The organism is Streptomyces vastus, from assembly GCF_039532825.1.
Taxonomy (GTDB): Bacteria; Actinomycetota; Actinomycetes; order Streptomycetales; family Streptomycetaceae; genus Streptomyces; species Streptomyces vastus.
Genome location: NZ_BAAASJ010000070.1, coordinates 1 through 10,990, shown reverse-complemented (window position 1 = coordinate 10,990; position 10,990 = coordinate 1). Strand labels below are relative to the sequence as shown.

The 10,990-nt window shown below is 67.9% G+C and carries 11 protein-coding genes and 2 pseudogenes; 5 read left to right on the top strand and 8 right to left on the bottom strand.

Annotation, left to right across the window (positions count from 1 at the left end; all coding sequences use genetic code 11):
* The first annotated feature begins 100 nt into the window (after positions 1–100).
* The gene (locus tag ABD357_RS26265; protein WP_344393410.1) at positions 101–325 is read left to right on the top strand and encodes a hypothetical protein; all 225 of its coding nucleotides are present in this window, start codon (positions 101–103) and stop codon (positions 323–325) included.
* Positions 326–458: 133 nt separating this feature from the next.
* Here ABD357_RS26265 and ABD357_RS44835 read toward each other — a convergent pair.
* The 5 genes and pseudogenes from ABD357_RS44835 to ABD357_RS26240 form a co-directional block, all read right to left on the bottom strand.
* Positions 459–566 (bottom strand): annotated as a pseudogene (locus ABD357_RS44835) (VapC toxin family PIN domain ribonuclease); the annotation flags it as partial.
* Positions 567–946: 380 nt separating this feature from the next.
* Complete coding sequence (locus ABD357_RS26255; RefSeq protein WP_344393408.1) at positions 947–1,318, bottom strand: 6-pyruvoyl trahydropterin synthase family protein; 372 nt, start codon at positions 1,316–1,318, stop codon at positions 947–949.
* Between the two features lie 55 nt (positions 1,319–1,373).
* Entirely contained in the window at positions 1,374–4,085 is a 2,712-nt protein-coding gene (locus tag ABD357_RS26250) for an AAA family ATPase (protein ID WP_344393406.1), read from the bottom strand.
* Between the two features lie 156 nt (positions 4,086–4,241).
* Positions 4,242–4,877, bottom strand: a complete 636-nt coding sequence (locus ABD357_RS26245) for a copper chaperone PCu(A)C domain-containing protein (RefSeq protein WP_344393405.1) — start codon at positions 4,875–4,877, stop codon at positions 4,242–4,244.
* Positions 4,874–5,356 (bottom strand): annotated as a pseudogene (locus ABD357_RS26240) (HAD-IC family P-type ATPase); the annotation flags it as partial. The pseudogene ABD357_RS26240 and the gene ABD357_RS26245, both read right to left, overlap by 4 nt.
* Before the next feature lie 164 nt (positions 5,357–5,520).
* Here ABD357_RS26240 and ABD357_RS26235 point away from each other — a divergent pair.
* On the top strand, positions 5,521–5,679 hold the full coding sequence (locus ABD357_RS26235; protein WP_425585010.1) for a hypothetical protein: 159 nt from the start codon (positions 5,521–5,523) through the stop codon (positions 5,677–5,679).
* A 71-nt stretch (positions 5,680–5,750) separates the two neighbouring features.
* Here ABD357_RS26235 and ABD357_RS26230 read toward each other — a convergent pair whose 3' ends face one another.
* Positions 5,751–5,978: an AfsR/SARP family transcriptional regulator gene (locus ABD357_RS26230; RefSeq protein ID WP_344393403.1), complete on the bottom strand. Its 228-nt coding sequence runs from the start codon at positions 5,976–5,978 to the stop codon at positions 5,751–5,753.
* A gap of 470 nt (positions 5,979–6,448) precedes the next feature.
* Between ABD357_RS26230 and ABD357_RS26225 the strand changes: the two genes are divergently transcribed.
* Together ABD357_RS26225 and ABD357_RS26220 are read left to right on the top strand one after the other, a co-directional pair.
* A complete protein-coding gene (locus ABD357_RS26225) occupies positions 6,449–6,805 on the top strand; it encodes a PRC-barrel domain-containing protein (protein ID WP_344393401.1) in 357 nt (118 codons plus the stop codon).
* 35 nt (positions 6,806–6,840) lie between these two features.
* A complete protein-coding gene (locus ABD357_RS26220) occupies positions 6,841–7,011 on the top strand; it encodes a hypothetical protein (protein ID WP_344393400.1) in 171 nt (56 codons plus the stop codon).
* A 294-nt stretch (positions 7,012–7,305) separates the two neighbouring features.
* On the opposite strand, the gene ABD357_RS26215 is transcribed toward ABD357_RS26220, so the two are convergent.
* Both ABD357_RS26215 and ABD357_RS26210 read right to left on the bottom strand, forming a co-directional pair.
* Positions 7,306–8,034, bottom strand: coding sequence for a glycosyltransferase family 32 protein (locus ABD357_RS26215; RefSeq protein ID WP_344393399.1), 729 nt, complete (start codon positions 8,032–8,034; stop codon positions 7,306–7,308).
* Positions 8,035–8,648: 614 nt separating this feature from the next.
* Complete coding sequence (locus ABD357_RS26210) at positions 8,649–9,047, bottom strand: DUF5994 family protein (RefSeq protein WP_344393398.1); 399 nt, start codon at positions 9,045–9,047, stop codon at positions 8,649–8,651.
* A 410-nt stretch (positions 9,048–9,457) separates the two neighbouring features.
* On the opposite strand from ABD357_RS26210, the gene ABD357_RS26205 reads away from it, so the two are divergent.
* On the top strand, positions 9,458–10,810 hold the full coding sequence (locus tag ABD357_RS26205; RefSeq protein ID WP_344393397.1) for an ABC transporter substrate-binding protein: 1,353 nt from the start codon (positions 9,458–9,460) through the stop codon (positions 10,808–10,810).
* Positions 10,811–10,990: the final 180 nt, after the last annotated feature.

Here is a 10,990-nt window from a genome sequence, read left to right as displayed (position 1 = left end):
AGAGCCCTGAAAACACCGTTGCCACAAGGGAGTTGACATCTCGCATACAACGTCAACGACGCCCGTCACCTGCCGTCACCACCGACTACGGAACAGAGCCATGAATTCTGTGTACGAGGCCGTCGAACGCAATCGTCCGGAGGTCAGCGGAGCCACACTCCGGGACAAGCTTCGTATACCCGACGAGGACCTGTCCGCAGCCTGTGCCTACCTGGCCGGCGAGGGCCTGATCACCGTCGACTGGACATCGCACAAGACACCCGCGACCGTCTCGCTGACCCATGAGGGCATTCGATTCATGGAAGAACAGGAAGAACGCGACTGAAACACAGGGAAAGCATCCTGCCGTCACGGCCGCCCGCTCAATGGCACCAACGACGATTTCGCACGCCGCAGTAGCAGCAGAAGTCAAGTCCCTTTGGCCGCGGACGCTTCGGCGCGGGGAACCTCGCCTCAGAGGGGAGGTCGTCGGGCAGCAGCCGGAATGCCTTGTGGCGACCCAACGGGCATACGGCGCGGAAGTCGCGGCGGTCGACTGTGCGGATCGCGTCCGTGTCGCAGCCGGAGACGACGTTCACCGATCGCGCCGAGGAGCCCCGCGGCCCAGTTCGCGCGTGGTGACGTGGTTGAGATCGGCGAGGAGGAGCGGGTCACCAGCCCGAACATCCGGCCCATGGTCGTCGCCGAGTTGCACCGCCGCATTACCCCACCTGTGCTCGGCTGCCAGAGAGCAACAACCGCAGACCCGCTCAGTACGCATCCGCAACCACACATCTCACTCGGTCACTCAAGGCGCTGCGGCAGACGCCCCTGAGGATCCGACAGCCCCTCCCAGACCACTTGGTCCAGTCCCGTGCCCACACTGTGCCCGTAAGAGCGGACAACCACGGTCAACAGCAGTGCGATCCCGCACACCCAGTCAGTCGCAGGTGCTGGCCGTCGCCATTCACCGCGGCGGCCGGTATTCAGCCCACGTCTTGGGCGTCTCAGAGACCTTGACTGCGGTCAACTCGGGGAAACGCTCGATCCAGAGGTCGAAGATCCATGCAGCCAGATTCTCGGCAGACGGAGAGATACCCCCCCCCATCGCCTCATTCAGGTGACGGTGATCGAGGGTGTCGTCCATCCATTTCTTGAAGGCGTCGAGCTCCCGATAGTCGCGGACGAAGCCTGCCTCGGTGAGGTCCTCGCGGCGGGCGGACAGCTCCAACACGACGACGTAGTTGTGGCCGTGCATGCGGGCGCAGGGGTGCCAGCTCGGCAGCCGGTCGAGGACGTGACTGGCCGAGAAGTGGAACTCCTTGGTGATCGTCAGCATGGCGGCTCCAGTCTGCCACCCACTGTCAGAACCCCTCGCCGGCCGTCCATCCTGATCAACGATCGACCCCCTCGCCGTGGAGGATGGCGTTATTGAGGGGGACACGCGTGAGGAACCGGTCGCGCGACAAGTCGTCGCTGACCTGCTCCGCCTTGCGGTCGACCTCACGCCGGGCCCGCTGGAGGAGTACGGATGCCTCCTCCCGCACGCCCCCGGCGGCCAGCACCACGGCAGAGTGGTACAGAACCTCCTCCGTACGGAGAGCGGGCATGTCCCCGACCTCGTCCAGGATGCGAACCGCCTGCCGGGCCTGCTCCTGAGCTCCAACCGTGTCGCCCCGCCGGAGCAGGATGCGGCTGCGCAGGGAGTGCGCGGCGATCTCGCTACGGATCATGCCGCTGCGCTGGGTCTCGACACAGGTGGCCACAGCCAGGCGGTCGGCCTGATCCAGGAGTTCTCCGGGTTCGTCAGCGGCGAGAAGCAGGATCTCGGCGTACAGATTGCGGACGATGGGGACGAGGTTGGCCAGCCAGGTCCGCTCTGTCTCCGCCCACGCGTCGGCGATCAGTTCCAGAGCCCGGCCGCGCTTCGCCGGCTGCTGGATGAGGAGATGTGCGAGCAACGCCTTGTTGTAGGCGTGCCAGCCGCTGTCGCCCCCGCGGTCGGCCTCAAAGGCGAGAGCTTCGCCCAAGACCTCCTCGGCATCCTCGTACGCACCGAGGCCCATATGCACCTGCGCCAGGTAGTTGAGCGCTATGGGCAGCTCCGCCCTCAGCGGCTCGTCGCGCAGCCGCTGGACGCAGCGGCCCAGCCGGGCCTGGGCCTCGCTGAGGTGTCCGCTGTCGTAGAGGGTGATGCCGAGTTGCATCTCTCCCAGGTTGCGAGCGTGCTGGAGCACCGGATCGCTGGTGCCGCCGAGTCGTGGGTCGGAGGCGTACATGCGCTCGGCCTCCCGCAGCTGGGCCAGACCGTCGGCCAGCCGTCGCTTGGACACCTGGCGCCCGTACTCGACGCGAGCGACGAAGAGTGGGACCGGATCGCCGTGCTGCTCGGCCAGTTCCACGGCCGCGCGAAGTTTGTCCAGGGACGGCACCAGACCCTGGGTCGCGAGCAGGGTCTTGCCACGCAGAAGCGTCGTACGGATCGCCAACTCAGGGCTGCAACAGCGCCTCGCCGCGGCTTCAGCCTCGGCGGCCAAGGCGTCGATGTCCGGCCCGCCGGCTGGCTGGTGCTGGCCGCGCCAGCGCACCTCCGTCAGGGACAGCAGCAGTTCCACGGCCTGGACCAGCCACTGGTCCAGGCTCTCCTCCTGCTGCGGCAGGTCCCGGACCGCCTTGATCACTTCCTCACAGTGCCGCTCCGCCTCGGCGAAGGACAACCCCTCCATCGCGGCGTCCCGGGCCAGCCCGTAGTGCACCTCGGCCGAGGCGAGCAGGCACTCGGTTCCGCCGTTGCGGAGATGGCGGGCGATCTCCAGCCGACGTTCCAGTGGCATCCCGTCCATCGTGCCGGTCGTGAGCGCCGCCGCGATGCGGGCGTGCCGGGACCGCATCTGCTGAGGGGTCTGCTGGTCGTACACCACACCCCACAGAGCACTGTGCTCGAACCGATAGCAGTCGGACGCGTCCAGGCGTGCCCACCCGGGCGGCTGTGCCGGCAGCACGAGCCGGTGCTGGGCGGCGATGAGCCGCAGCCGCTCCATAACCTCGTCGTGGGGTGCTCCCTTGACCTCGGCGACCGTGCGTGACAGGAACGTCTCGCCCTGGGTCGCCCCGATCATCAGCAGTTCGCGATCCAGCTCGGTGAGCAGCCGGAGTCGTTCTTCCACCACGCGCGAGAGACTGTTGGGCAGTTCGACTGTGGGGCCGGCGTCCGGACGCCACTCCTCCAGACAGAGGGTGACGAAGACGGCGTGGCCGGCGGTCAGCCGACTCAGCTGTTCAGACAACGTCGGCGGGGCTTCTGGGTGCCGGGAGCGCACCAACTCGGCGACGGCGTCCTGTGGCAGGCCGTCCAGCGCCCGCCGTCGCAGCAGGCCGTCCTTCGCCCAGTCGTGCAGCAGATCCTCGACCATGGATCCCGGGCCGTCTACGTAGGCTCCGTCCGTGGTGTGGCTGAGCACCAGGCCGAGCGGCTCACCGGGCAGCCGCCGCAGCAACCGGTCGAGGACCAGCAAGCTGCTGGGATCGCCGTATTGGATGTCGTCGATGAGCACCACCGTGGGCGGTCCCTGACGAACAAGATCCAGCAGGGCGTCCACGATCTGCGCGGCTGCTCCTTGCTGGAAAGGCAGCAGGCTGTCGAACGGCATCGATCCAGAAGCGAGGGATGCCTCCGCCACTTCCTTGCCCAGGGCGAACAGGGCACCCAGGCCAGGCACGATCGCGGACAGCACCTCAGGAGCAGAGCGGACAACGCCCTGACCGGTGAAGCTCAGGAACCGACGGAAGACACCGGGCTGCTTGACCTCCTGATCCCGGGCCAGCTGAAGAAGCAGTTCGACAATTGCTCCGTAGTGCAGAGCCGACCCGATCGACGGCTGACACCGCACGGATACGACACGACAGACGCCCGGCCCAGGAGACGCGGCGGCCTCCGCCTCGAACGCCCGCAGCAGCGCGGACTTCCCCATACCCGAGACGCTGTCGACCACGATCGCCCGGCCGCCGCGCCCTTCGGTCACGTCCGCCAGCAACGAGCGCAGCTCGTCCATGTGCTCCACGCGGTCGACAAACCCGGTCCGCACCACAGCCCCCGTCTCGGTCATCCGTCACGGAACTTCCGTACCCACAGCGTTACTTGCCGCCCACGGTAGATCATGTGAAACGCGTCTCCCAGTCGTCTCGACCATGTGGACTGCGGAGGTGGCCAACCAAAGACACACTTTTCGGCCAGCGCCGTGGTGTGTGGCTGTGAGGAGCGATCACCTTCCGGCGCTCAACTTCGGTATGTCGGATGCGACCTGCAGACCTGCCTGAATGCCTACTTGCCAGGCAATCCTCAAGGGAGCATAGATTGGCTCCAGTTGATCGTCAGGGGGAGCGGTGGCAGGGCGGGATCTTCGAACGCTGTTCAGCTCGAACGACCGGAGCATCGCAGCCAGTGAGGCGTTCACCGGCAGGACGTCTCCCTCGCGCCACGTCTCCTTCGCCCGCACCGTCACATCCGTGCCGGACGCAGACATGGCGAGGCTGTCGCCGGCCGGGACGGCGACGGAGTCCACCGTCTGCCCGTACGCCGCCCGCCCGCCGGTCATGCGGTGGCGGCTGAGCGTGGCGTCGCCACCGGTGGCGGAGGAGGTGACCTGCAGCAGCCGGTCGTCCGCGCCGCCGGAGTTGGTGACGCGGAAGAACGCGGCGGTCTCCCGGGTGTCGCCGAACGGGAGGAAGACGAGCCCGTGGGTGACCGCGATCCGCGCGGGGCTGCCCGCGTTGTCCTGGACGGCCCAGGTGGTCAGGCCGCCGAGGGCGATGCTGCACGCGGCGACGGGCGCGAGCGCGGCGATCAGGGTGTCCGTGAGCCGGCGGCGGGTCGGCCGCCACAGTCGCTGTCCGGTCATCGCGTACGGCCCCGGCCTCGCGCCGGCTGCCAGGCCCGCACCCGCAGGCTGTTCCCGACCACCAGCAGGGAACTCACCGACATGGCCGCCGCGGCGAACATCGGGTTCAGCAGTCCGACCATGGCGAGCGGCACGGTCACCACGTTGTAGCCGAACGCCCACAGGAGGTTGACGCGGATCGTGCCCAGGGTGCGCCGGGCGAGCCGGACTGCGTCCCCCAGGGCCTCGATGTCACCGCGTACGAGTGTCACGTCGGCGGCCCCGATCGCCGCGTCCGTGCCACCGCCCATGGCGATGCCGAGGTCGGCTCCGGCCGGCGCGGCGGCGTCGTTGACGCCGTCGCCGACGAACGCGACCCGGCAGTCCCGCTCCCTCAACTCCCGTACGAGGCCTGCCTTGTCCTCGGGTGTGTGGCGGGAGTGCACCTCCTCGATGCCGAGCGCGGCGGCGACCGCCCGCGCCGGTGCCTCCCGGTCGCCGGGTTGCTCTGGCTGAGTCGCGGTGCCACCGAGACACTCGATATGGAGTTGGGTCGGTTCATGGAACTTGCTCGGCACGCTCTGGACGACGACGGCAGCCCCTGATCGCCCCCCACCGCAGGAAACAGGTTCGAACCCGAGCCCTACGCACTACGAGTTGTCCGATGGAGCGTCCGACCTTGAGCCGCGCCATGAATCTTCGGCTCGTCGGCCACTCCGGCACGGCTGTGACCGAGGAGGTCTACCGCAAGCAGATCCGTCCGGTGATCCAGAGCGGCGCCGTGGTCATGGACGGCATCTTCAAGCGGGATCCGGAGCGGTAGTCACGCAGATGGACACGCGCACGAAACAGGTCCCCGGACTACTCACGCGAGTAGTCCGGGGACCTGGTACTTCACTGTCGGGGTGGCGGGATTTGAACCCACGACCTCGTCGTCCCGAATGCCGCGTCGGCGGGCGGCTCCTCTCCCCACAGGCCGTCGACGAGCGAGTCGACGGACACCGTCCGGCCCTCTTCGAGTGCCAGCCTGGCGAGGAGCATCCGCAGCCGAACGCCACCGACCTCGACCGGCGTCACGTCATCGGCGTACACCTGAACCGGTCCAAGCAGCACTACGCGCACCGCGGCGGCCTCCCCCTCCGGACCGACCGGCCCCTCCCGTGTCGATCACCCCTCCAACGCCGGGTCAGCATCACCCACCTGACCGTCTCCGGTAATGGCCTCCGGCACCGGACGGCACCCGGTGTGCGGTGGACATGTCCAGGCGGCTCAGACCTACGGGAAGATCCGGGCCGGGACGAGGCATCCGACCGGACAGACGGCCACGATGAGTCCCAGCACGTTCTCTGCGGTCACATGGCAGACCCGCTGTGGACGGCTGCGGGACCGCCCTCGCCTGCTCCGTTTTCACCAGCGTGAGCAACCCCAGTGCCGCGAAGCCCAGCGAACGCGACCACAGCGCGAAGTCCTCGGGTGCGACGCAGAGGTTCCCCTATAACCTGGAAGGACCCAGGGCTACCGAGCTCAGCGGGCTGCGACTGCCCGCAGGGACGGCTCGTACCGGCCCGGATCAACGGCTCAGGAGGCAGGCCATGATCCATGCAGCCGATATCCGCGAGTGGCGCAACCGCAGTGTCGTCGACCCGAAGGGCCACAAGATCGGCGTACTCGAAGCGGTCTATGTGAACACCACCACCGACGAACCGGCCGTGGCCACAGTCCGCACCGGACTCCCCACCCACCACCAGCTGGTCTTCGTGCCCCTCGACGAGGCGCTCCTCGGGCCGGACTACGTCAAGGTGTCCTACGCCAGGGCGCTGGTGAAGAAGGCGCCCTCGATCGGCGTGGACGACATCCTGCCCGCCGAGGCAGAGGAAGCGATCTTCCAGCACTACGACATGACCTACCAGAGGGGCGCAGGCGGCGAGCGGCGACTCGCCCGCCGCTGACGGTCCGCGCTCATCCCGAAGGAGGTGTTCGGGTCATGGCTCTCTTGCTGCTTCTCGTTCTGGTCGCCGTCGTGCTGGGACTCATCGGAGCAGTTGCGGAGGGGCTGGGCTACCTGCTGATCATCGGCATCGTGGTCCTTGTGGCCGCACTATCCCTCACTGCCGTGCGCTGGTCTCAGCGCTCCCATCACCGCCCCATCCGATAACACACGACAACCGTCGAAGGCCGCCGCAGTACCGCCGGGTCGTCTTCGATCTGTCCGCCCACATCGGTGAGCGGGTCTACGTCGAGGTCGTCGACCGCGCAACGGGCGGCTGGGGCCACATCAACGTGGACGACGTCAACGTTCCCGTACGCCGGGAGTGACAACAGGGCAGCCCGGGCTGGTGGCTGCGGCCACGGTCGCGACGGGGGTGTCGCTCACGGCGCGGGAAGCGCGACGACAGCCGGTGGCCTGAACTGTTCTACGGTTCTTGGACTCTACGTAACTCGGGGCGGCTCACGACATTTCGGGGCGGGCCGGTGTGAGTGTGAGCCGGTTGTCGCTGTCCGGCTTTTTCCACGTGGTGGCGTTGGCGTGGACGATGAACGCCTCGCTGGTTTTGTCCAGGCCCTCAACGACTATCAGGCGGCGGCTTCCCTTGACCGCGCCATGGTCGATCTGGGTGAAGCCAGGGAAGGAACGCAGTATGGGGGTGATGTAGCGGGTGCCGAAGATGTCGAAGACCTCGTACTTCTCGGTCGCGTTGCGCTTGGCGTAGGCCAGGCGGAGGTAGCGCGCTCCGGCGCCTTCGACCATCGTGCGGTAGGCGGGGTGGTTCCGGACGGTGCCGAGGGTGGCGTTCTGGACGTTGCCCTTGTTGCCGGTCATGCCGAACAGGGGCAGGCCGTCGATCAGGGGGGCGATGGGCTGGGTGCACCAGGAGTCGGCGTCGGTGTAGATGCCGCCGTACTGGGCTAGGAGTTCGAGGCGGAGAAGGTCGGCCCGTACGGCGGGCGGCTGGTCGGCGAGGGCGTCGTAGATCCACTGGTTGTGCAGTGCGGGGAGGTTCTTGTCGGTCCAGAGCCGGACCTGGTAGTCGGGGTTGTGCTTCTTCCAGGTGTGGAGGTTGTCCCCGTAGGGGAAGGCCTTCTCGCCGACCCAGATGATGTGAATCTGCTTGGGGATGCCTGCCTGCGTGGCATCTGCGACGTTGACAGTGGATCTACGGAATCTGCTGCGGATCACGGTGCCTCTCAGCGGACCACGGTGTTGAGGAAGTCGGCCGCCTGCATGTGGCGGCGGGCTCGGTGTATCGACCTGTGCTCAGGCCGGTTCGGCGACCTCGCGTGGGCGGTGTCCACGGGGTGGAACTCGCTCTCCACGCGGATGCCCGGGGGCACGGCTGGACCGCCGGGCCGCCTCGGGGCGCCCAGTACGTCTGGGAGTCCTAGTGGACGCCGTCGCCGTAGTAGTCGCGGTGACGGTGAGGGTGACGAATCCGCGTCGGAGCCCGGGTCCGCGCCGCAGGCGCACCCACTCCGGCGATGCGCCCCAGCGCTGACGCCACCCCGCTCACGACCCGGCCCCTGCCTCGCATGGCCCTCACCCCCCGGCTCCCCCGTCCCCCGACACGCATAGAAGAGACTCGATGGTAGGACCGTCCCGTAGGGCAGGGCAGGACCTCACGTGTTGCTTTTGGGTTCCATCGGTGTGACACGCGAGCAGCGTGAAGTCTCGTGGCGGTGGACACCCGCCCTCAAGCTGCCGTCGCCTCGAGGAGACTGTACGGAGCGGCCCCCGGCACGTGAACCCGCCTGAGCATCGTGAACTTGCTCAAAGTGACCGACTGCCTCGGCTGCTCAGACGTGGCTGCCCGACGCGGCGGCCATGAGCGGTTCCGCGGCCTCCTCCGTCGTTTCCGGCGGGACGACCAGCAGATCCCAGCGCCCCCGGCCGGGGGCGATCAGGACGACGGTGTGCTGGGCCGATGCCGCCAGGGTCCTTCGCAGTCGTACGACCTGGTTGACGACGAGCATCCTGCCCGGCGTCGCGGACCACACCGCCCCGTTGACCGTGACGCTGCTGATGTGGCCCCATGCGCGCGGCAACCCGGCGAGCAGCCGCGGGAGTTCCGCGAGCAGGTCGTACGAGCGGGGCCACCAGGCTCCGTCGATGGGCCGGGGCATGCCCCCGTGGGGTGCCAGGCGCAGCCGGAGGACGGGGTGGGAGGGAAGCGGGGGTTGCAGTGCGGTGGTCATGCGGGGCTCCTTGACCTGGGTGAAGGCCGCTGGGAGAAGGCGCGGCCGGGGTCACGGGCTGCCCCTGGTGGATGGGTGGCGTGCTGGAGACGACCTGTCAGGTGGGCACGACGAACCCTCGTTGTGCCCACGGTACTCCCGCGCAGGCAGAAACGACGTTCTGATCGACGCCAGGGCAGGCGGAGTACCGAACGGCTTGGCGGCGGCCGGCGGTGGAGGGGTGAAGGGGTGGTCCTGCACCCTCCGCGAGATGACTCGACGATAAGTTCGCAGAGATTTTCTCGCAAGATGTGTTAACAACGGCGCGGTCTCCTGCTAATAATTCCGCCATCGACATACGCGCCCCACACCCCAGGGCCGCATCGCCACCCCTCACCACCGCTCCCTCCCCAGCCGAGAGGTCCTTCGCCATGCCATCGACCAGACACGCCCTCATCGCAGGCGCCACCGCCACCGCTCTCCTGCTCGCCGGATGTGCCGGTGCCGGAGGGGGCGGCACCGGCGGGGGTGACGGCGAGAGCATCAATGTGCTGATGGTCGGCAATCCGCAGATGGAGGACATCGCGAAGCTGACGAAGAGCACGTTCACGAAGGACACCGGGATCAAGGTGAACTTCACGATCCTTCCGGAGAACGAGCTGCGGGACAAAGTCACCCAGGACATCGCCACCCAGGCCGGCCAGTACGACGTGGCCACCATCGGCGCGTACGAGGTGCCGATCTGGGAGGAGAACGGCTGGCTGCAGGAACTGGGCTCCTACGCCGACAAGGACAAGGGCTTCGACAAGGACGATCTGCTCAAGCCGATGGTCAAGTCGCTGTCCGGTGAGGACGACAAGCTGTATGCGCTGCCGTTCTACGGCGAGTCGTCCTTCCTGATGTACAACAAGGAGGTCATGGCGGAGAAGGGCATCACGATGCCTGAGCGGCCGACCTGGCAGCAGGTCGCTGACATCGCCGCCGAGGTGGACGGCGCCCGGCCGGGGATGAAGGGCATCTGCCTGCGCGGCCTGGCCGGCTGGGGGGAGCTGGGGGCGCCGCTGACCACCGTGGTGAACACCTTCGGCGGCACCTGGTTCACCGAGGACTGGCAGGCGCAGGTCAACAGTCCGAAGTTCAAGGAGGCGACGAAGTTCTACGTCGACCTGGTGCGCAAGCACGGGGAGGCGGGCGCGTCGCAGGCCGGGTTCACCGAGTGCCTGAACGCGATGAGCCAGGGCAAGGTCGCGATGTGGTACGACGCGACCAGTGCTGCCGGGTCGTTGGAGGACCCCAAGTCCAGCAAGGTGGCCGGCAAGGTCGGTTACGCGTACGCCCCGACCGTCGAGACCGCCAACAGTGGCTGGCTGTGGGCCTGGGCGTGGGCCATGCCCAAGACCACGAAGAAGGCGGACGCGGCCTCGAAGTTCATGCTGTGGGCGTCCAGCAAGGAGTACGAGGAGCTGGTCGGCGAGGAGCTGGGCTGGTCGAGGGTGCCGGCAGGCAAGCGGGCCAGCACGTACGCCAACCCCGAGTACGCCAAGGCGTCCGCGGCGTTCGGGGATGTCACCCTGCAGTCCATCCAGCAGGCCAACCCGTCCGACCCCGGCCTGCAGGCCCGGCCCACGGTGGGCATCCAGTTCGTGGCCGTCCCCGAGTTCCAGGACCTGGGCACGAAGGTGACCCAGGAGATCTCCGCCGCCATCGCCGGAAAGACCAGCGTGGACAAGGCGCTGAACGACGGCCAGAAGCTCGCCGAGGAAGTCGCCCAGAAGCAGAAGTGACCTCTCCTGCCCGGCCGGCCATGGCGCCGGCCGGGCACGGCACCGTCCCCCCTACCCGGCCGCCCCAGGCCAAGGACAGTCCATGACCACGCTCACCGCTGCACCCAAGACCGCACCGCCACCCGTGCGTACCCGCAAGCCCACCGGCGTGGGCAAGTGGCGGCGCCGCATCCCGCTGCT

Bases quoted from the DNA above. Each gene is read 5' to 3' on its own strand.
- ABD357_RS26265 (WP_344393410.1), top strand. From the start codon at position 101: ATGAATTCTGTGTACGAGGCCGTCGAACGCAATCGTCCGGAGGTCAGC.
- ABD357_RS26255 (WP_344393408.1), bottom strand. From the start codon at position 1,318: ATGCTGACGATCACCAAGGAGTTCCACTTCTCGGCCAGTCACGTCCTC.
- ABD357_RS26250 (WP_344393406.1), bottom strand. From the start codon at position 4,085: ATGACCGAGACGGGGGCTGTGGTGCGGACCGGGTTTGTCGACCGCGTG.
- ABD357_RS26245 (WP_344393405.1), bottom strand. From the start codon at position 4,877: ATGACCGGACAGCGACTGTGGCGGCCGACCCGCCGCCGGCTCACGGAC.
- ABD357_RS26235 (WP_425585010.1), top strand. From the start codon at position 5,521: ATGGAGCGTCCGACCTTGAGCCGCGCCATGAATCTTCGGCTCGTCGGC.
- ABD357_RS26225 (WP_344393401.1), top strand. From the start codon at position 6,449: ATGATCCATGCAGCCGATATCCGCGAGTGGCGCAACCGCAGTGTCGTC.
- ABD357_RS26220 (WP_344393400.1), top strand. From the start codon at position 6,841: ATGGCTCTCTTGCTGCTTCTCGTTCTGGTCGCCGTCGTGCTGGGACTC.
- ABD357_RS26210 (WP_344393398.1), bottom strand. From the start codon at position 9,047: ATGACCACCGCACTGCAACCCCCGCTTCCCTCCCACCCCGTCCTCCGG.
- ABD357_RS26205 (WP_344393397.1), top strand. From the start codon at position 9,458: ATGCCATCGACCAGACACGCCCTCATCGCAGGCGCCACCGCCACCGCT.